The 20,318-nt window shown below is 69.0% G+C and carries 17 protein-coding genes; 11 read left to right on the forward strand and 6 right to left on the reverse strand.

Translation table 11 applies throughout. From position 1 onward, the window contains the following. Position 1 precedes the first annotated feature (1 nt). Entirely contained in the window at positions 2 to 2,038 is a 2,037-nt protein-coding gene (locus AU198_RS20825) for a glycoside hydrolase family 15 protein (RefSeq protein ID WP_064350498.1), read from the reverse strand. Between the two features lie 58 nt (positions 2,039 to 2,096). Further along, positions 2,097 to 3,338 (reverse strand): FAD-dependent oxidoreductase, encoded by a 1,242-nt coding sequence (locus AU198_RS20830; protein ID WP_064350449.1) that lies wholly within the window; start codon positions 3,336 to 3,338, stop codon positions 2,097 to 2,099. Between the two features lie 31 nt (positions 3,339 to 3,369). Between AU198_RS20830 and AU198_RS20835 the strand changes: the two genes are divergently transcribed. From AU198_RS20835 to AU198_RS20860, 7 genes are all read left to right on the forward strand, one after another. Beyond that, the gene (locus AU198_RS20835) at positions 3,370 to 3,567 is read left to right on the forward strand and encodes a hypothetical protein (RefSeq protein ID WP_064350450.1); all 198 of its coding nucleotides are present in this window, start codon (positions 3,370 to 3,372) and stop codon (positions 3,565 to 3,567) included. A gap of 139 nt (positions 3,568 to 3,706) precedes the next feature. Next, positions 3,707 to 3,799 carry an Ms4533A family Cys-rich leader peptide gene (locus tag AU198_RS26950; protein ID WP_353612094.1) on the forward strand — a complete coding sequence of 31 codons (93 nt, stop codon included), beginning with the start codon at positions 3,707 to 3,709 and terminating at the stop codon, positions 3,797 to 3,799. A 117-nt stretch (positions 3,800 to 3,916) separates the two neighbouring features. Next, the gene (locus AU198_RS20840) at positions 3,917 to 4,930 is read left to right on the forward strand and encodes a sulfate ABC transporter substrate-binding protein (RefSeq protein WP_064350451.1); all 1,014 of its coding nucleotides are present in this window, start codon (positions 3,917 to 3,919) and stop codon (positions 4,928 to 4,930) included. Further along, a complete protein-coding gene (gene cysT / locus AU198_RS20845) occupies positions 4,927 to 5,793 on the forward strand; it encodes a sulfate ABC transporter permease subunit CysT (RefSeq protein ID WP_064350452.1) in 867 nt (288 codons plus the stop codon). Before AU198_RS20840 ends, cysT begins: the two co-directional genes overlap by 4 nt. Then, entirely contained in the window at positions 5,790 to 6,602 is an 813-nt protein-coding gene (cysW, locus tag AU198_RS20850) for a sulfate ABC transporter permease subunit CysW (protein ID WP_064350453.1), read from the forward strand. The genes cysT and cysW overlap by 4 nt, the downstream gene beginning before the upstream one ends. A 19-nt stretch (positions 6,603 to 6,621) precedes the next feature. Continuing rightward, complete coding sequence (locus AU198_RS20855) at positions 6,622 to 7,680, forward strand: sulfate/molybdate ABC transporter ATP-binding protein (protein ID WP_064350454.1); 1,059 nt, start codon at positions 6,622 to 6,624, stop codon at positions 7,678 to 7,680. 69 nt (positions 7,681 to 7,749) lie between these two features. After that, a complete protein-coding gene (locus tag AU198_RS20860; RefSeq protein WP_064350455.1) occupies positions 7,750 to 8,820 on the forward strand; it encodes a class I SAM-dependent methyltransferase in 1,071 nt (356 codons plus the stop codon). 7 nt (positions 8,821 to 8,827) lie between these two features. On the opposite strand, the gene AU198_RS20865 is transcribed toward AU198_RS20860, so the two are convergent. The 4 genes from AU198_RS20865 to AU198_RS26955 form a co-directional block, all read right to left on the reverse strand. After that, positions 8,828 to 9,535 (reverse strand): sirohydrochlorin chelatase, encoded by a 708-nt coding sequence (locus tag AU198_RS20865; protein ID WP_064350456.1) that lies wholly within the window; start codon positions 9,533 to 9,535, stop codon positions 8,828 to 8,830. A gap of 7 nt (positions 9,536 to 9,542) precedes the next feature. Then, positions 9,543 to 10,235, reverse strand: a complete 693-nt coding sequence (locus tag AU198_RS20870; RefSeq protein WP_064350499.1) for a phosphoadenylyl-sulfate reductase — start codon at positions 10,233 to 10,235, stop codon at positions 9,543 to 9,545. A gap of 17 nt (positions 10,236 to 10,252) precedes the next feature. Then, complete coding sequence (locus AU198_RS20875; protein WP_064350457.1) at positions 10,253 to 11,935, reverse strand: nitrite/sulfite reductase; 1,683 nt, start codon at positions 11,933 to 11,935, stop codon at positions 10,253 to 10,255. Positions 11,936 to 12,046: 111 nt separating this feature from the next. Continuing rightward, complete coding sequence (locus tag AU198_RS26955) at positions 12,047 to 12,148, reverse strand: Ms4527A family Cys-rich leader peptide (protein WP_353612095.1); 102 nt, start codon at positions 12,146 to 12,148, stop codon at positions 12,047 to 12,049. Positions 12,149 to 12,356: 208 nt separating this feature from the next. Here AU198_RS26955 and hemW point away from each other — a divergent pair, with 208 nt between their 5' ends. From hemW to AU198_RS20895, 4 genes are all read left to right on the forward strand, one after another. After that, positions 12,357 to 13,496, forward strand: coding sequence for a radical SAM family heme chaperone HemW (gene hemW / locus AU198_RS20880; RefSeq protein ID WP_231744739.1), 1,140 nt, complete (start codon positions 12,357 to 12,359; stop codon positions 13,494 to 13,496). A gap of 120 nt (positions 13,497 to 13,616) precedes the next feature. After that, positions 13,617 to 14,132, forward strand: coding sequence for a sigma-70 family RNA polymerase sigma factor (locus tag AU198_RS20885; protein WP_064350459.1), 516 nt, complete (start codon positions 13,617 to 13,619; stop codon positions 14,130 to 14,132). Beyond that, positions 14,129 to 14,836, forward strand: a complete 708-nt coding sequence (locus AU198_RS20890) for an anti-sigma factor family protein (protein WP_064350460.1) — start codon at positions 14,129 to 14,131, stop codon at positions 14,834 to 14,836. Before AU198_RS20885 ends, AU198_RS20890 begins: the two co-directional genes overlap by 4 nt. 183 nt (positions 14,837 to 15,019) lie before the next feature. After that, positions 15,020 to 20,200, forward strand: coding sequence for a type I polyketide synthase (locus AU198_RS20895; RefSeq protein WP_064350461.1), 5,181 nt, complete (start codon positions 15,020 to 15,022; stop codon positions 20,198 to 20,200). The last annotated feature ends 118 nt before the right edge of the window (positions 20,201 to 20,318 follow it).

Here is a 20,318-nt window from a genome sequence, read left to right on the forward strand (position 1 = left end):
CCTACATCGGGGCGTTGGCCGGGACGAACACCCCGGAGCTGTCGGCCTCCTCCTCGGCCCGGATCACGTGCACCACCGCGTTGATCAACGCCAGGTGGGTGAACGCCTGCGGGAAGTTGCCGAGATGGCGGCCGGTGCGCGGCTCGATCTCCTCGGCGTACAGATGCAGCGGGCTGGCGAACGACAGCAGCCGTTCGCACAGATGCTTGGCGCGGCTGATCTCGCCGATCTCGACCAGCGCGGACACCAGCCAGAACGAGCAGATCGTGAAGGTGCCCTCCTCACCGGCCAGTCCGTCGTCGGTCTCCTCGACGCGGTAACGCAGCACGAGGCCCTCTTCGGTCAGCTCGTCGGCGATGGCCAGCACCGTCGCGCGCACCCGCGGATCGTCGGGCGGGAGGAACCGGGTGAGCACGGCCAGCAGCAGCGAGGCGTCGAGCGCGTCGTCGCCGTACCGCTGCGTCAGCACACCGCGGGAGTCGACGCCGTGCTTGAGCACGTCGGCCTTGATCTCCTCGGCGGTCGCGCGCCACTGCTGGGCGTAGGACTTCTCGCCCTGCAGCTCGGCGAGTTTGGAGCCGCGGTCCAGCGCCACCCAGCACATGATCTTGCTGCTCGTGAAGTGCTGCGGCTCGCCGCGCACCTCCCAGATACCGCGGTCGGGTTCCTTCCAGTGCTTGATCGCCTCTTCGACCTGCGCCTTGCACACCGGCCACAGCGTGTCGGAGATCTGCTCGCGCGACTTGGCGTGCAGGTACACCGAATCGAGCATGGTGCCCCAGATGTCGTGCTGCATCTGGTTGTAGGCGCCGTTGCCGATGCGCACCGGCCGCGCGCCGTCGTATCCGGACAGGTGGCGCAGTTCCTCCTCGACCAGCGTGCGCTCGCCGCCGACGGCGTACATCACCTGAAGGGGATGCCGCTCACCGTTGTTCGCACCCGACACGTCGGCGATGAACGCGAAGAAGTCGTCGGCCTCGCGGTCCAGGCCCAGTGTGTAGAGCCCCCACAACGCGAACGTCGAATCGCGCACCCACGCGTAGCGGTAGTCCCAGTTGCGTTCGCCCTGAGGCGTTTCCGGCAACGACGTGGTGGGCGCGGCCAGCAGCGCGCCGGTCGGGGAGTAGGTCAGCCCCTTCAACGTCAGCGCGCTGCGCTGGAGGTAGGCCCGCCACGGATGGTCCGGGAAGTCGCCGACGTTGATCCACTGGCGCCAGGCCTCGCTGGTCTGCCACATCTTGTCGGCGGCCTCTTCGTAGGTCTGCGGGGCGGGGTGCTTGGACCACGACAGCGCGACGAACGCGTTGTCGCCTTCCTTCATCCGGGTCCGCGCCCGGGCCTCATGGCCCTCCAGACCGAGCCGCAGATTCGTGGTGAGCCGCAGCGTGGGGTGTGCGTCGGCGTCGCGGCTGGCGCGCGCGATCGCCTCGCCGTACGCCTGCGCGGAGTACTCCCAGGTCGCGGGGATGCGGTGATAGTCGAAGGCCGGCTCGCAGTTCATCACCAATTCGACCGTGCCGCTCACACATCGCACGGTGCGCAGCAGGATGTGCTCGGCGTCCCAGTCCATCGGTGTGCGGCGGTGGGTGCGCGACCGGGTCTCGAGGTCGTGCCACGGTCCCATCACCAACGCCTCGCGCACGATCAGCCAGCCGGTGTGGGTCTGCCACGTCGTCTCCAGGATCAGGCTGCCGGGCAGGTAGCGCCGCGCCGAGGGCACCGTCACCCCGTAGGGCCCCAACCGGAAGTGGCCGGCTCCGCGATCGAGGATGGCGCCGAACACGCTCGGCGAGTCGGGCCGCGGCACGCACAACCACTCGACCGACCCGGCCGACGAAATCAGGCACGTGTTCTCGCAGTCGGACAGAAAGCCGTAGTCGGCGATGGGCGGGAACGGGTTTCGCAACGCTCCGGTGGGCGCGTACGGTGTCGGCGCGGTCACGGTCAGCGGGGTGTTCGCCATGACGGCCTCGGCCGGCTTCGCCCCGTTCTCGGTTTCTGTTGACCCGTCCGACGGCCCGGTTTGTTGCAGAACCATGCCGTCATCATCGACTGCCGACACGCTCGGCGTCTACTTGTTGGCGGTTAAGGGACGGTCAGCGCCGGGCGAAGGCCGGAATGTGTTCGGGTAAGGGGCCGATCGCCACGCCGTAGGCCGCCACGCGGCGCAGCAGCGCCAGCCCGGCGGCCACGCGCACGAACGCGGGCGCCTCGGCCTGGCCGGAAGAGGCGACGGCGACCGCGATGACGCGGCGGTGGATCACCCTCTGCACCGTCTGGATCAGCACGGCGGGCAGCCAGCGCCGCGCCTGGACGCGGGCCAGATGCCGGTTCGACAGCGTGCCCGAGCGCAACGGACCCGCCAGGACCCGGCCCGCGGCGACGGCGTCGGCCACCGCGAGGTTGATCCCGACCCCGCCGACCGGCGACATCGCGTGGGCGGCGTCGCCGATCAGCAGCAGGCCGTCGCTGTACCAGCGCCGCAGCCGGTTCAACTGCACGTCGAGCAGCTTGACGTCGTCGAACGACGTCACCGCCCCGACGCGGTCGGCCAGCCACGGCACCAGGGACACCACACCGCGGTGCAGCGATCCGATGCCCTGCGCCCGCAACTCCTCGTCCCGACCCTTGGGGATGACGTAGGCGCACTGGTAGTAGTCGCCGCGGTCGATGACGATCTGCGCGTGCCCGGCGCCGAGGACACCGGCGAGCCCGTGCGGATCCTCGGGATCGCGGGGCAGCCGGAACCACCAGACGTCCATCGGCACACCGAAGTCCTTCGGCTCGAGCCCCATCGCGGTGCGCAGCGTCGACGACCGCCCGTCACAGGCGACGGTCAACGCCGCGCGCATCTCGCGCACCTCGCCGTCTGCGCCGCGGTAGCGGACACCGACGACCCTGTCGCCGTGGCGGATCGGCCCCAGCACCTCGGTGCTGCGCAGCAAGGTGAACGTCGGCTCGCGCTTCGCGGCGGTGGCCAGCAGTTCCAGGAAATCCCACTGCGGGACCAGCGCAATGTGCTTGTGCGGCCCGGGAATTCGCCGCAGGTCCATGGTGACAGGCGTGCCCTGCACCGTCATCGACAGCGTGTCGATCTCGCGGTGCGGGATCGCCGCGAACTCATCGGACAGCCCCAACTCGTCGAGCAGCCGCAGGGTGCTGGCATGCACGGTGTCGCCGCGGAAATCGCGCAGGAAGTCGGCGTGCTTCTCCATCACCGTGACGTCGACCCCGGCGCGGGCGAGCACCAGCGCGAGCATCATGCCCGCCGGGCCGCCGCCGGCCACGATGCAAGTGGTGTCCCCGGCCCGGGGGGCGGGGTCCGAGTCGGCGGCCACGTGCACATCCTCGCATCGCTAGGCTGGCCGCGTGGGTGGCTTCCTGAGTTGGTGGGACGGTGTCGAGCTTTGGCTCACCGGCCTGCCGTTCGTCGCCCAGACCGCGGTGGTGATGCCGGTGGTGCTCGCGCTGGCCTACGGCACCGCGGTGGTGCTCGACGGCGCTCTCGGTAACGGGATCAGGTTGTGGCGCCGCGTTCGCCACGACGAACGGGATGCGCAACGATGAGCGGCGGGATGCCGCGGTCCCGGGTGACGTTGGTGCTCGTCATCCTGGTGATCCTGGTGATCGTCATGTGGCTGTTCACTCGTTGACGGCGCTGCATTCTCACCGAGCAAGTTGCGAGAACTCTGTTAGGCTTCGCGCCATGCAAACAGCGTCCGGCAACAAGAGCGGCCATGTTCTGGCCCTCATTGCCGTGAGTTTCAGCGCTGTTGCCGACGTCTGTTGTTGTTGCTGACTCCTCCGCCCGTCCGCGGTTCGGTGTCGGTAACGGCTGTGGGATGACGCCTCGCGCTGATCCATCGCCTTCCCGTCGGGTCGGGTTCCACCGAAGTCCCCCAACGAAAGGTCACTGATGGTCAACATCCGCAGAACCTGGCGCGCCGCGGCGGCGCTGGCCACCACCGCCACAGTGCTGGCCGCATGCGCCGGCGGATCGAGCGATGTGGTGGGTGAGGGCGGCGGGAACGGCGCCGACACGACGCTGACGCTGGTCGCCTATGCCGTGCCCGAACCCGGCTGGAGCAAGGTCATTCCCGCGTTCGCCGCGACGCCGGAGGGCAAGGGTGTCGGCGTCACGACGTCCTACGGCGCCTCTGGCGACCAGTCGCGCGCCGTCGTCGACGGTAAGCCCGCCGACATCGTCAACTTCTCCGTAGAGCCGGACGTCACCCGCCTCGTCAAGGCCGACAAGGTGGCCAAGGACTGGAACGCCGACGCCACCAAGGGCATCCCGTTCGGGTCGGTGGTGTCCTTGGCGGTGCGGCCCGGCAACCCCAAGAACATCAGGGACTGGCCGGACCTGCTCAAGCCCGGCGTCGAGGTCATCACGCCCAGCCCGTTGAGCTCCGGGTCGGCCAAGTGGAACCTGCTGGCGCCCTACGCGTGGGCCAGCAAGGGAGGGCAGGATCCTCAGGCCGGTCTCGACTACGTCACCGAGCTGGTGACCGAGCACATCAAGCTGCGACCGGGTTCGGGCCGGGAGGCCACCGACGTGTTCCGGCAGGGCAGTGGCGACGTGCTGCTGGCCTACGAGAACGAGGCGCTGCACTTCGGCCTGGAGTACGTGAATCCGCCGGAGACCTTCAAGATCGAGAATCCGGTCGCCGTGGTGACGTCGAGCACGCACCTGGACAAGGCGAACGCGCTGAAGAACTTCATCTACACCCCCGAGGCGCAGAAGCTGTGGGCCGACGCCGGTTTCCGGCCCGTCGATCCCGCCGTGCTCGAGGAGTTCAGGGAGAAGTTCCCCGCGCCCGCCAAGCTGTGGACCGTCGAAGATCTCGGAGGCTGGGCGACACTGGATCCCGAGTTGTTCGACAAGGACAACGGCACGATCACCAAGATCTACACACAGGCGACCGGATGACCTCTTCGGTGGTGTCCCGGCTTGAGCTCACCGGTGGTGAGCCGGGCCGGGCGTCCCGGCTCCTCGAGCGGCGTCACGGGACGACGTCGCTGCGGGTGGGAGCGGCGTCCATCTGGCTGAGCCTCATCGTGCTGCTGCCGCTGGCCGCGATCCTGTGGCAATCGGCCGGCGGCGGGTGGCGGTCGTTCTGGCTCGCGGTCACCTCGAACGCGGCCATCGAGTCGTTCAAGGTGACGTTGACCGTGTCGTTCGGGGTGACGGCGGTCAACCTGGTGTTCGGGCTGCTGGTGGCCTGGGTGCTGACGCGCGACGAGTTCGTCGGCAAGCGGCTGATCGACTCGGTGATCGACCTGCCGTTCGCGTTGCCGACGATCGTCGCCAGCCTGGTCATGCTGGCGCTCTACGGCCCGGCCAGCCCGGTCGGGCTGCACCTGCAGCACACCAGGTGGGGCATCGGGGTGGCGTTGCTGTTCGTCACCCTGCCGTTCGTGGTGCGCTCCGTGCAACCGGTGTTGCTCGAACTGGACCGCGAGATCGAGGAAGCCGCGGCATCGTTGGGCGCCAACAACTGGATCATCTTCACCCGGGTGATGCTGCCCGCGCTCCTGCCGTCGCTGCTGTCGGGCGCAGGGCTGGCATTTTCCCGCGCGATCGGCGAATTCGGTTCGGTCGTGCTGATCGGCGGCGCCGTACCCGGTGAGACCGAAGTGTCCTCGCAGTGGATCCGCACACTGATCGAAAACGACGACCGAACCGGTGCCGCGGCGATCTCGATTGTCCTTCTGGCGATCTCGTTCATCGTGCTGTTCATCCTGCGCACGATCGCCTCGCACGCCGCTCGACGGGAAGCGCTGGCGCCATGATCCTTTCGCCCGCGGTCAAACACCTGCTGCGCTACCTCGCGCTGGCCTACGTCATCATCCTGGTCGTCGTGCCGGTGGGGCTGATCCTGTGGCGCACCTTCTCGCCGGGGGTCGGTGCATTCATCGGATCGATCAGCACTCCGGCGGCGATTTCGGCGCTGAACCTTTCGCTGCTGGTGGTCGCGATCGTGGTGCCGCTCAACGTGTTGTTCGGCGTGCCGACGGCACTGGTGTTGGCCCGCAACAAGTTTCGCGGCAAGAGTGTGATGCAGGCCGTCATCGATCTGCCGTTCGCGGTATCGCCGGTGGTGGTCGGTGTCGCACTGATCTTGCTGTGGGGCTCGGCTGGGCTGTTCGGCTTCGTGGAGAACAGCCTCGGATTCAAGATCATTTTCGGGATTCCCGGCATCGTGCTGGCCAGCATCTTCGTCACCGTGCCGTTCGTGATCCGGGAGGTCGAACCGGTGCTGCACGAGATCGGCACCGATCAGGAAGAGGCCGCGGCCACGTTGGGCTCGCAGTGGTGGCAGACATTCTGGCGGGTCACGCTGCCGTCCATCCGGTGGGGTCTGACCTACGGCATCGTGTTGACGATCGCACGCACCCTCGGCGAGTACGGCGCGGTGCTGATGGTGTCATCCAACCTGCCGGGAAGCTCGCAGACGCTCACACTGTTGGTGTCGGACCGCTACACCCGCGGCGCGGAGTACGGCGCGTACGCGGTGTCGACGCTGCTCATGGCGGTGGCGTTGGTGGTCCTGGTCGCGCAGGTGTTGCTCGACGCGCGGCGGGTCCGGGCGGGCAAGTAGGCGTAGGAAGAAGGAACAGATGACGAACGCGATCGTCGTACGCGGCGCGAACAAGCACTACGGTGACTTCGCCGCATTGGACAACGTCGACTTCGAGGTGCCGTCCGGTTCGCTGACCGCGCTGCTCGGGCCCAGCGGGTCGGGCAAGTCGACGCTGCTGCGGGCCATCGCGGGGTTGGATCAGCCCGATTCCGGCACGGTCACGATCAACGGCCGCGACGTCACGAACGTACCGCCGCAGCGCCGCGGTATCGGGTTCGTGTTCCAGCACTATGCCGCGTTCAAGCACCTGACGGTGCGCGACAACGTGGCGTTCGGCCTGAAGATCCGCAAGCGGCCCAAGGCCGAGATCAAAGAGAAGGTCGACAATCTGCTCGAGGTGGTGGGGCTGGCCGGTTTCCAGACCCGCTATCCGAACCAGCTCTCCGGGGGCCAGCGTCAGCGCATGGCGCTGGCCCGCGCGCTCGCGGTCGACCCGCAGGTGCTGTTGCTCGACGAACCGTTCGGGGCGCTGGACGCCAAGGTGCGGGAAGACCTTCGCGCCTGGCTGCGCAGGCTTCACGAAGAGGTGCACGTCACCACGGTGCTGGTGACGCACGATCAGTCCGAGGCGCTCGACGTCGCCGACCGGATCGCGGTGCTGAACAAGGGGCGCATTGAGCAGGTCGGCTCGCCCGGAGAGGTGTACGACTCACCCGCCAACGCGTTCGTGATGTCCTTCCTCGGCGCGGTGTCCTCGCTGAACGGCTCGCTGGTCCGTCCGCACGACATCCGCGTCGGCCGTAACCCGGACATGGCGATCGCCTCCACCGACGCTTCGGTGCAGTCGACGGGGGTGGTGCGGGCGATCATCGACCGAATCGTGATGTTGGGCTTCGAGGTTCGCGTCGAGTTGCACAGTGCGACCGACCAGACGCCGTTCACCGCACAGATCACCCGCGGCGATGCCGAGGCGCTGGGCCTGGAGGAGGGGGACACCGTCTACGTCCGCGCGACCCGGGTCCCCCCATTGCCGGGCGGCACACATGTCCCTCCGAGCGACACGGCCGACGACGACGAGGCGCTGACCAAGGCCTGAGCCGGTCGCGGCCGAAGATGGGGCAATTGCCCCATTCCGCGAGGCGCAAATGCTGGTTCAGTTGCTCGCATGAACACCTCGAGTGCCCTGACCCAGGTCGATCCGGAGAAATTGATGGGATTCGTCTTCCGCGCGGTCGAGGAGGCCGGCGCGGCACTCAACTGCGCCCTCGTCGTCATGGGGGACCGCCTCGGGTACTACCGGTCGCTCGTCGAGCACGGGCCGAGCACCCCCGCAGAGTTGGCCGAGCGCACCGGCACCGACGAGCATTACGCCAGGGAGTGGCTCAACGCCCAAACCGCGGGCGCCTTCGTCGATTACGACCCGACGACCGAGCGCTATCGGTTGCCACCCGAGCAGGCTGTCGCCCTCGCCGACGAGACCAGCCCGGCCTTCGTGGGCGGTCTCTTCCAGATCGCCCACGGAACCGCATCGGACGCTGGGCGCATCATCGAGGCGGCCCGCTCGGGCACCGGCGTCGGTTGGGGAGATCACAATTCCGACGTCCACGTCGGGTGCGAACGGTTCTTCCGCCCGACCTACGCCGCACATCTGCTCGACGATTGGCTCCCGGCGCTGGACGGCGTCGTGGACAAGCTCGTACGAGGCGCCCGCGTCGCCGACGTCGGTTGTGGACACGGGGTGTCGACGCTTCTGATGGGCCAAGCCTTTCCCGCCTCGACGTTCGTCGGCGTGGACGGCCATGCAAAGTCCATCGAGGTGGCTTGTGAGCGAAACGGGACACCAGGAGTCGTCAGTTTCCGGACCGCGACCGCCGACGCGTTCGGGGGTGGACCGTATGACCTGGTGACGATGTTCGACTGCTTGCACGACATGGGCGATCCGATCGGCGCCGCACGTCACGTTCGGGAGGTCATCGCCGACGACGGAACCTGGATGGTGGTCGAGCCGGCCGCCGGTGACCGGGTGGAAGACAATCTCAACCCGATCGGGCGTGCGTACTACGGCTTTTCCACACTGCTGTGCACACCGTCGTCGCTGGCGCAGCCGGTCGGGATGGCGCTGGGCACTCAGGCCGGCCCGGCCCGCATTCGAGACGTCGTGACGGCAGCCGGGTTCAGCCGGTTCCGGCTGGCCGCGCAGACGCCGTTCAACAACGTGTTCGAGGTCAGGCCCTGAGGCTCGATCAAGCGGCGGCCGCGGCGCCGGCGGTGACCGCGTCGTAACGGTCCATCACCGTCGCCGCGACGAGGTTGTGCGATCCGAGCGGCTCGGCCATCGCAATGCCTTGTGCGGAAGCGTATTCGGCCACACGGTCGGTGATCCGGCCGTGGGCCAGGAACCACGGCGCGACGACCAGGCGTTCGGCACCGCGGGCACGTAGGCGATCGGCGGTTTCCGGGATGCTCGCATACGGCCCGGTGGCGAACGCGACTTCGGCTCCCGCCCAACGTGTTCCAGAGCGCAGGGCCTGGGCGACCGTGGCGGTCCGCGCGTTCGCGGCGGGGTGTGACGACCCGACCGCGACCACGAGGACGCCAAGGCCGTCGTCGTCGGGGGAGACCCCGAGCTCGGCCAACCGCTGCCGCAGCACGGTCAACAGCGCCGGATCCTCGCCGAGCACCTCGGCCCGGTCGACCACCGCACCCGCCTGCTCGACGACCGAGGGAATGTCTACCCGCGCGTGAAATGCGCTGGCCAGCAGAAAGGGTACGACCACGGCCGGGTTGTGCAGACCGCTCAAAGTGTCGAGCAGGCTCGGGCCGTTCTGTTCGAGAAACGCCGGACGCACGTCGAGCCAGGGCCGCAGACGCCGGATCCGGCCCGCCACCGCATGCGTCACCGCCGCCGAACGCGGGTCGGCGCTGCCGTGCGCGGTCAGCACGAGGGTCACAGCGACCTCACGAGGCGTGCAGTCCGCATTCGATCTTGCCGGTACCGGCCCAGCGGCCGCTGCGCGGATCGGCGCCTTCCACGGGCTTCGCCGTGCACGGTGCGCAGCCGATCGAGGGATATCCCTCGTAGACGAGCGGATTGACGAGCACTCCGTTGGTGTCGATGTAGTCCTGCATGTCCTCGTCGGTCCAGGCCGCCAACGGGTTGATCTTCACCAGCCCGAAAGCCTTGTCCCAACTGATGAATGGCGCGTTGGCGCGCGTGGGCGCCTCGACGCGGCGGATGCCGGTCACCCAGGCCGAGTAGCCACGCAGCGCCGTCGAAAGCGGCTCGACCTTGCGCATCCGGCAGCACTCGTTGGGCTCGCGGGCGAACAGGTCCTTGCCGAACAGCTCGTCCTGCTGGGCCACGCTCTTCTCGGCCGTCACATTGGCGATGTTGACGTCGTAGACCGCCTCGACGGCGTCGCGGGTACCGATGGTCTCGACGAAGTGGTATCCGGTGTCGAGGAAAAGGATGTCGACGCCGGGCCGCACCTTGGCGGCCAGGTCGATCAACACCGCGTCCTGCATGTTCGACGCGACTACGTAATGCCCGCCGAAATTCTCGTCGGTCCAGCGCAGCAGGTCGTGCGCGCTCGCACCCTCGAGGTCTGCCGCGCCACGCTCGGCCAGCGCCTGCAGATCGGTCTCGGTCATCGCCGTGTTGTTGCCGGTCACCGCAAATCCGCCTCGTCTGCTCGAATAGCCCACGTAGCGAAACGCTCGCCCTGCTCCCGTTGTTTCACGAAATTGCGAACGACCCTGTCGATGTAGTCACCGAGCTCGGTGGCCAGCACCTTGTGTTGACGCAACTTGCGGCCGAACCCGCTGTCCAGACCCAGGCTGCCGCCCAGGTGCACCTGGAAACCCTCGACCGAGTTGCCGTCGCCGTCGTCGACCATCTGGCCCTTGAACCCGATGTCGGCGACCTGGATGCGCGCGCAGGAGTTCGGGCAGCCGTTGATGTTGACCGTGATCGGCACGTCGAGTTGCGCGTTGATGTCCTCGAGCCGCTTCTCCAGCTCCGGAACCAGCACCTGCGCGCGGGTCCGCGTCTCGGTGAACGACAACTTGCAGAACTCGATACCCGTGCAGGCCATCAGGTTCTTGCGCCAGTGCGACGGCTCCGGCGGCAGCCCGAGCGCTTCGAGGCCCGCGGTCAGCTCGGCGAGCTTGTCGTCGGGCACGTCCAGGATGATCAGCTTCTGGTAGGGGGTGAACCGGATCCGGTCCGAACCCGCTGCCTCGGCGAGATCGGCCACCTTGGTCAGGATGGTGCCCGAGACCCGGCCCGCGATCGGCGCGACGCCGACGGCGTTGCGCCCGTTCTTCAGTTTCTGAACGCCCACGTGGTCGATCGGGTGCTTGACCGGTTCCGGTGCGGGCCCGTCGATCAGCTTGCGACCCAGGTACTCCTGTTCGAGAACTTCACGGAATTTTTCTACACCCCAGTCCTTGATCAGGAACTTGAGCCGGGCCTTGGACCGCAACCGTCGATACCCGTAGTCGCGGAACACCGCGGTGACCGCCTCCCAGACGTCGGGCACCTCGTCGAGCGGAACCCACGCCCCGAGCCGCTGCGCCAGCATCGGATTGGTCGACAGGCCGCCCCCGACCCACAGATCGAGCCCGGGGCCGTGCTCGGGATGGTTGACCCCGATGAAGGAGATGTCGTTGACCTCGTGGGCCACGTCCTGCAGACCCGAGATCGCGGTCTTGTATTTGCGCGGCAGGTTCGAGTATTCGGGGTTGCCGATGTAGCGCCGCACGATCTCGTCGAGGGCGGGCGTCGGGTCGAGCACTTCCTCGAGCGATTCGCCGGCCAGCGGCGAGCCCAGCATTCCGCGCGGGCAGTCACCGCACGCCTCGGTGGTCTGCAGACCGTGCGCGGCCAGCCGCTCCCAGATCTCGGGCACGTTCTCGACCTCGAGCCAGTGGTACTGCAGATTCATCCGGTCGGAGATGTCGGCGGTGTCGCGGGCGAAGTCGATCGAGATCTGGCCGAGCGTGCGCAGTGCGGCCGCCGACAGCGCCTTACCGTCGCAGCGCACCCGCATCATGAAGTACTTGGCCTCGAGCAGATCGGCGTTCTCGTCGCCGGTCCAGGTGCCGTCGTAGCCCTGCTCACGCTGGGTGTAGAGGCCCATCCAGCGGAACCGGCCGCGCAGGTCCTGCTTGTCGATGCCGTCGAAACCGGTCTTGGAGTAGATGTCGATGATGCGGGCGCGCACGTTGAGCGCGTCGTCGTCCTTCTTGAACTGCTCGTTGGCGTTGAGCGGCTCGCGGTAACCGAGCGCCCACTGACCCTCGGCACGGGTCTTCTTGGGGGCCTTCGGCTTGGATTCCGCGGTGGTCATGGGGTGGCTCCTCGGTGGAGCCGGCGTTCGAATCGCGCGTGGTCACCGGTGGCTGTCCGGCGGCGCAGATCCGGCGGCCAGCTATATGTACGGGTGGGCTGGGGACCTAGATCAAGCGCAAGGCAGACAACAACAGGTACACACGCGCTTGAAGTCGACGTGCCGACGCGCCACCAGCGATACACGCTTGGGGAAGGTGCGGGCGGCAGTCACGTCGCCAATTGTGCCACGAACTCCGCACCAGCCCTAACCGGGGGAGATTTGCGCTCATCGTGAGCAGAACGTCGTCGAGAGTGCATCCGCGCATCGGAAGTTCGAGTGCACGCCTGGCCGAGTGCAATCTCGCGGCAGGCGGACAATCGTGGACATGGCCCCAACCGCAGCGCCCGGTAACGCCGCATCCGCGGCGGTGCTGCCGGCGATGACCCCCGCCCAGGGGCGGCCGTTCGGGGTTTACATCCACGTGCCGTTCTGCGCCACCCGCTGCGGCTACTGCGACTTCAACACCTACACGCCCGGCGAGCTGGGCGGCGCCAACCCCGACGGGTGGCTCGCCGCGTTGCGGGCCGAGGTGGCGCAGGCGGCGGCGCATCTGCGCCGCAGCCCCGAGGTCGACACCGTATTCGTCGGCGGAGGCACACCGTCGCTGCTGGGCGGGGCGGGCCTGGCCGCCGTTCTCGACGCGGTGCGCGCGCACTTCCCGCTGGCTGCCGGGGCCGAGGTCACCACGGAAGCCAACCCGGAATCGACGTCCCCGCTGCTGTTCGACCAGCTCCTGTCGGCCGGATACACGCGGGTCTCGCTGGGCATGCAGTCGGCGGCTCCGCACGTGTTGGCGGCCCTGGACCGGACGCATTCGCCGGGCCGGGCGCTCGCCGCGGCGCGCGAAGCCCGGGTCGCCGGGTTCGAGCACGTCAACCTCGACCTGATCTACGGCACGCCCGGGGAGTCCGACGACGACCTGCTGCGCTCGGTCGACATGGTCGTCGAGGCCGGCGTGGATCACGTGTCGGCCTACGCGCTGGTCATCGAGGACGGCACGGCGATGGCCCGGCGGGTGCGGCGTGGCGAGCTGGAACCGACCGGCGACGACGTGTTGGCCCGCCGCTACGAGTTGGTCGACGAGCGTCTGGCCGCTGCCGGGTTCGTCTGGTACGAGGTCTCGAACTGGAGCAGGCCCGGCGGTGAGTGCCGGCACAACATCGGCTACTGGAACGGCGGCCAGTGGTGGGGCGCGGGACCGGGCGCGCACGGCTTCGTCGACGCGGTGCGATGGTGGAACGTCAAGCATCCGAGTGCGTACGCCCAGACGTTGACCGATGGCCGGCTGCCGGTGGCCGATTACGAGCACCTCGACCCCGGCACCCTGCACATCGAGGACGTGATGCTGCGGGTGCGGTTGCGCGACGGGCTGCCGACGAGCGTGCTGAGCGCAGCCGAGCGGGGGCGCGCCGCCGTCGCGGTCGCCGACGGGCTGTTGAGCCCGGTCGACGACCGCTTGGTGCTCACTGACCGCGGTCGGCTGCTGGCCGACGCGGTGGTCCGCGACCTGCTGGACTGATCGCCGCAAAACAGCCGGGCTCGAAAATTCGCCCATAAGCTCACGCTCGCGCGCGCAACGTTGAACGATTCTGAGATGGACGTCGTTGTGATCAGCGATGACGACTGCGGTGGATGAGCGATGACTCCCGACCCCGCGCAGGCCGAGTTGCTGCGCGCGATTCACGACGAGCACAGCCAGGCGCTGCTGCGCTACGTTCTGCGGCTGACCCGCGGCGACACGCCGTTCGCCGAGGACGTGGTGCAGGAAGCGTTGCTGCGCCTGTGGCGCAAACCGGAGATCCTGCAACAGCCGGGTGACGCGGCGCGGGCATGGCTCTTCACGGTTGCCCGCAACCTCGTCATCGACGACCGGCGCAGCGCGCGGTTCAGCCGGGAATTGCAGACCGATGACCTGCCCGAGCGTCCGTCGACCGTTGCGATCGGGCCCGCGGTCGACAAATGGGTACTGGCGGAGGCGCTGAAATCGCTCAGCGCCGACCACCGCACCGCGATAGTGCGCGCCTACTATTTCGGGCAAACTATCGCCGACATCGCTGAGCACGAGCGGATCGCACCGGGCACCGTCAAGTCCAGGCTCCATTACGGGTTGCGAGCGTTGCGGATGGCGCTGCAGGAAAGGGGGGTGGTCCAATGAGCGACGAATTCGACCGGACACCCGTCTCCGACCTCGCCGAATGGGATGCGGCCTACGTACTCGGCGCGCTGAGCCCGGAGGATCGTCTCGCCTACGAGAACTTCCTCGCCGAGAACCCGGCGCGCGCCGCCGAGTTGGCCGGCCTGGCCGAGATGCCCGCGATGCTGGCCGCGCTCAGCCGCGAGGAGGCGGCGGCGCTGCTCGATGCGGACGAGGGGTCCGCTGTCGAGCAGTCCGCCGACGTCGCCTCGCTGGCGCAGGCCGCCGCCAAGCATCAGCGGCGGTCACGCCGCACGATGCTCGCCGCGACCGTGGCGGTTGCGGCGGCCCTCGCGGTCCTCGGCGGTGTCGTCGGCGCCACGGTCTTCCCCCGCACCTCGTCGGTGCAGACCGTCGCGATGGAGCCCATGCAGCCCGGCCAGCGCCAGGGCCTGACCGCACAGCTGGCCGTCACCGAGAAGAAGTGGGGCACCGAACTCAACTGGGCCTGCGAGTACACCAAGGACTGGGCTCGCGACGTCGACAGCTACGACATCGTGGTGACGACGCACGACGGCGTGCAGACGGCCGTGGGTTCGTGGCGTCCGGCGGGCGACGAAGCGACCGGGTTGTCCGCGGCCACCAGCATCCCCACCGCGGAGATCCGCAGCATCGACATCCGGGTGTCGGGCAGCGACGAACCGCTGGCCGTCCGCACGTTGTAAGGGTTCGGATGCGGCGGCCCTGACCACCGGGGATAGACGTCGCGGCAAGCCAATTCGAACGTGACCGGCACCACGTTCGCGGGGCCTGCGTAGGTCCCCCAAATGAGCCCGGTTATGCCAGTATGGCCGCCATGGCGTGTGGCTTCTTAGGCAAGGCTATCCAGGCTTTGGGACTCAGCTGACGTGACCGACTACGCCCCATCCGACGAATCCGTACGCCCAGACGCGGTCGCGATCATCGGGATCGGTTGCCGCGTGGCCGGTGCGATCGGCACCCCGGAGCAGTTCTGGAACTTCCTGCTCGACGGCGGCAGCGACGTCCGCGAGATTCCGGCGGAGCGGTGGGAGCCGTACCTCCAGCGCGATCCCCGCAACGCGGCGGTGCTCAAGGACGTCACGCGGTGGGGGACGTTCCTCGACGACCTGCCGGGATTCGACGCCGAGTTCTTCGGGGTCTCGCCGCGCGAGGCGGAGCTGATGGACCCCCAGCAGCGGCTGGCGCTCGAGGTGGGCTGGGAGGCGCTCGAACACGCAGGCGTGCCGCCGAAGTCGTTGGCGGGCAGCGACACCGCGGTGCTGATGGGCGTCAACTCCGACGACTACGGCAAGCTGATCATGGAGGACCTGCCGGGCATCGAAGCCTGGACCGGCATCGGCACGTCGCTGTGCGGCATCGCCAACCGCGTCTCACACCTGCTCGACCTGCGCGGTCCCAGCGTCGCCCTCGACGCGGCGTGCGCCGCCTCGCTGGTCGCGGTGCACCAGGCATGCCAGATGCTCAATGCCGGTGAGACGTCGCTGGCGCTGGCCGGCGGGGTCAGCGCGTTGATCGGACCGGGTCTGACCCGGGTCCTCGACGTGGCGGGCGCGACCGCGCCCGACGGCAGGTGCAAGACCTTCGACGCTTCGGCCGACGGGTACGGGCGCGGCGAGGGTGCGGGCGTGGTGGTGCTCAAGCGCCTCGCCGACGCGCTGCGTGACGGCGACCACGTGTACGCGGTCGTGCGGGGCGGCGCGGTGGCCCAGGACGGACGCACGGTCGGCATCATGTCGCCCAACGGCGATGCGCAGGCCGACATGTTCCGGCGCGCATGCCAATTCGCCGGCATCGCCCCCGCGAGCGTCGGTTTCGTCGAGGCGCACGGCACCGGCACCCCCTCCGGTGACCCCACCGAGGTCGGGGCGCTCGCCGCCGTCTACGGGGCCGACCGCCCAGCCGATGCGCCGTGCCGAATCGGATCGGTGAAGCCGAACGTGGGCCACCTCGAGGGCGGTGCCGGAGTGGTGGGACTCATCAAGGCAGCGCTGGCGCTGCATCATCGGACCATCCCCCCGACTGCGGGCGTCACCTCGCTGACTCCGGCCGTCGACTGGGCCAACAGCGGGCTGCGGGTGCCGACGGAGGTCGAGCCCTGGGACAGCTCCGACGGCGCGCCGCGGCGGGCCGCGGTGTGCAGTTACGGCTACGGCGGGACGATCGCTCACGTGCTCCTCGAGGAAGCGCCCGCCGCGCAACCGTCCGCACAACGCCTACCGGCACAACAACTTCCGGTGGTCATTCCCGTCTCGGCGCGCAACGTCGCCCGATTGCGCACGCAGGCGGGCGCGCTCGCCGATCACCTGCGAGACCACCGAGCCCCGGTCGACGCCGTCGCGGCGACGCTGTGGGCGCGGCGTTCGCACGAACCGGCCAGGGCCGCGGTCGTGGCCGACGACACCGACGGTGCGGCGGCCGCGTTGACCGCACTGGCCGAGGATGTTCCTGACTCGTCCGTGGTGACCGGTACGGTGTTGCCTGCCGCGACCAACGGTGCGGTCTGGGTGTTCTCCGGCCACGGCTCGCACTGGGCCGGTATGGGTCATGAACTGCTTACGGCGGCACCGGAATTCGCAGCGGTGATCGACGCGATCGATCCGGTGTTCACCGCGGAGCTGGGATTCTCGGCGCGCCAGGCGCTGACCACGGGCGAGCTCGGCGGGACCGACCGGGTACAGGCGCTGACGTTCGCGATGCAGGTCGGTCTGGCGGCTCTGCTGCGCGCGCGCGGCGTCACCCCGGCGGCGGTCATCGGACACTCGGTCGGCGAGGTCGCGGCCTGCGTCACCGCAGGGGTGTTCGATCTGACCGTCGGCGCCGCGGTGGCCTGTTACCGCGCCCGCGGCTTCCGGTCGGTGATGGGCAAGGGCGCGATGGCGCTCGTGCGGCTCCCGTTCGCCGAAGCCGAGCGGCGGCTGGCCGGGCGGACCGACGTGGTGGCGGCGATCAGCGCCTCGCTGGAGTCGACGGTGATATCCGGCACGATCGGCGCGGTGGACGACGTCTGCGGTGAGTGGACCGATCAAGGCTTCATGGTGCGCCGCGTCAACACCGACGTCGCCTTCCACAGCCCCGCCATGGACGCACTGACCGGCGAGCTCGGCCGCCTCACGGCCGCACTCCCGCCGTCACGCACACCCGAGATTCCGCTCTACACAACGGCGTTGGCCGATCCCCGCTCGATGGCGCCACGCGATCAGCGCTACTGGGTGGCCAACCTGCGCGACCGGGTGCGGTTCGCCGAAGCCGTTTCGGCGGCCGTCGAGGACGGGCATCGGCTCTTCCTCGAGGTGTCGGCGCACCCGGTGGTGGCGCATTCGATCGTCGAGACCCTCACGACAGCCGGTACCGACCAGCACGCCGTCGTGCCGCTGCTACGTCGTGATCGCCCTCAGATGCATTCGGTGGCAACCGCGGTCGCCGCGCTGCACTGCCACGGTGCACCGGTCGAGCACCGGCTGGCATCGGCGCCGTGGGCGGCCGACCTTCCGGTGACGCAGTGGCAGCACCGCCGCTTCTGGCGCACGCCCACCCCTCCGCCCGGCGGGCGGGGCGTGCACGACGTCGACACCCACACCCTGCTCGGCGGCCGGATCGAGGTGACCGGCGCGGTGGCCTCCAAGATGTGGCAGACGCGCGTGGACCTCGACTCCCGCCCGTACCCGGGCGACCACCCGGTCAAGGGCACCGAAATCGTGCCCGCCGCCGTCATCGTCAACACCTTCCTCGGCGCGGCCGACGAACTGGACACGCGCTGTGACCGCCCGGGTAGGGACCTCGTCGACGTCCGGCTGCGCACCCCGGTGGCGCCCGGACGCGCCCGCGACGTGCAAGTGGTGCTGCAGGACCGCGGGCTGACCTTGGCCACCCGCCTGGTCGACGACGACGAGGACGCCATCGACGGCGGCTGGTTGACCCACAGCAGTGCGGTGGTCGCGGCCGACGACGACATCGAGGATCTCCTCGGCGAGGTGCTCGACGAAGCGTCCGCTCGCGACGGCTGCCGTGACCCGTTGCCGCCCAATCACATCGTGGACACGCTCGCGACACTGGGTGTGGCCGCGATGGGATTCGACTGGGAGATCCTCGACCTGCACGGCGGCGAGGGCGAATTGCTCGCCAGGGTCGCCGCACGCGGCGACCGTACGACACCGGACACCTGGGCCCCGCTGCTGGACGCGGCCACCTCGGCGGCCTCCACCGTCTTCGACGGGCCGCCGCGACTGCGGATGCCCGCCCACATCGACCGCGTGCAGGTGCACGGCCGACCACCAGCCGTGGCGCTGCTGCATGTTCGGCGCAGGCCCGGCACAACCACGACCGACGTGCTGCTCGCCGAAGAGTCCGGCAAGGTCCTCGCGTCGCTGACGGGCATGTCCTTCGAGCAGCTCGAAAACCCCTCCGGCAGCGACGTTTCCCGGATGCTGCACCGCCTCTCCTGGCAGTCGGTGCCGTGGCAGGCCGACAGCCGGCCCGGGGAGGTCGTGATCGTCGGCGGAGACACCGCCGCCCGGGAGTTCGTGACGCGGGACCTGTCGGCCGCCGGGGTACCCCATGTGCTCCACGGTGATGCCACCGAATTCGCCTCTGCGGCTGAGTCGTTCGACCGCGGCACCGTCGTGCTGGTGCTGCCGAGCGCGCACGACACGCCGGAACGGTCAGTCGGAATGGTGACGCAGACGCTGCGTGGGCTGCTCGACCATGGGGCCAGGGCACGGATGTGGGTGCTCACGCAGGGCGTGTACGAGGGCGCGAACGTGGTGCACGCACCGCTGTGGGGTCTGGCCAGAGTCGCGGCGGCCGAGCACCCGAAGGCGTTCGGCGGGGTGATCGACGTCGCCACACCCGAACTCCCGGTCGGCATCCTCTCCTCGGTGCAGGGCCACCCTGTTGTGGCCTTCCGTGACGGCGCGGCCCAGTCGGCGCGGCTTTCCGCGGCGGGCCGGGGGACCGAAGCGCCGATGCAGTGCACGGCCGGCGGCACCTACGTCATCACCGGCGGTACCGGCGCGCTCGGCTTGCGGATGGCGCAGCGGCTTGCCGACATCGGCGCCCGGCGACTTGTGCTGCTCTCCCGCAGCGGCATGCCCGATCGTTCGACGTGGCAATCGGATTCGGACCTGGTCCACACGGTCACGGCGCTCGAGGAGCGCGGTGTGTCCGTGCGCGTGGTGGCATTGGACATCGCCGCTCCCGGAGCGGCCGACCAGCTGCGTACCGCGCTGCGCGATCTGCCTCCGGTGCGCGGGGTGATCCACGCTGCCGGTGTCGAAGCGGGTGCGCTGCTGGTCAACACGACACCCGAGGACTTCGCGGCGGCGATGCGTCCCAAGGTCGACGGCACGCTGACCCTTCACGAGGTCTTCCCGCCCGAACAGTTGGACTGGCTGGTGCTGTTCTCGTCGTGCGGTTACCTCGCGGGCTTCCCCGGCCAGGGCGCCTACGCGTGTGCGAACTCCTTCCTCGACGGAATGGCGCGCTACCGGCGGGCTCTCGGCGACCGCACGGTCAGCGTCGCCTGGACCGCGTGGCGGGGTCTGGGCATGGGCTCGACATCCGGGTTCGTGGCGGCGCAGCTCGACGCGCTGGGCATGGACACCATCGGAGCGGATGAGGCGATGCGGGCACTCGACCTGGCGATGCGCCATGACGACCCGAATATCGTTGTGCTGCCGCTACTTCCCGCGGCAGCCTCGGTACCGATGCTGGCCGACGTGGCGCCGACGGAATTCGACGCTCCCGGAGATGACGCGCCGGAGGTGGGCCTGGTCGACGCCGACCCCGAACGTGTCGCGCAGGTCGTCACCGCCGCCGTTGCCGCACAGCTGGGCGTGGCCGAGGCCGACGTCGACACCGGTTTGCCGCTGGTGGAGGTCGGCGTGGACTCGATCATGACGGTCGGGCTGCTCAAGCAGCTGGAGAAGCAGACAGGGTTGTCGTTGCCGCCGACGCTGCTCTGGGAGTACCCGACGGCGGCGGCGGTGTCCGAACGCCTCGTCGAACTGCTCGACGTACCGGAGGGCGCGGCAACGGTCGACGTGTCCTGACATCAACCCGCCGAAACTGAAGGTCTGTACGACAAATCGCCGGCGGTTTCAAGCGATCGATGCAATAGCGGGTGGTTTGGACGGATTCGAGAGTAGTTCGTCGAGCGCTTCTGCCGGG

This window comes from Mycobacterium sp. GA-1199 (genome assembly GCF_001500045.1).
In the GTDB taxonomy this organism is placed as follows: domain Bacteria; phylum Actinomycetota; class Actinomycetes; order Mycobacteriales; family Mycobacteriaceae; genus Mycobacterium.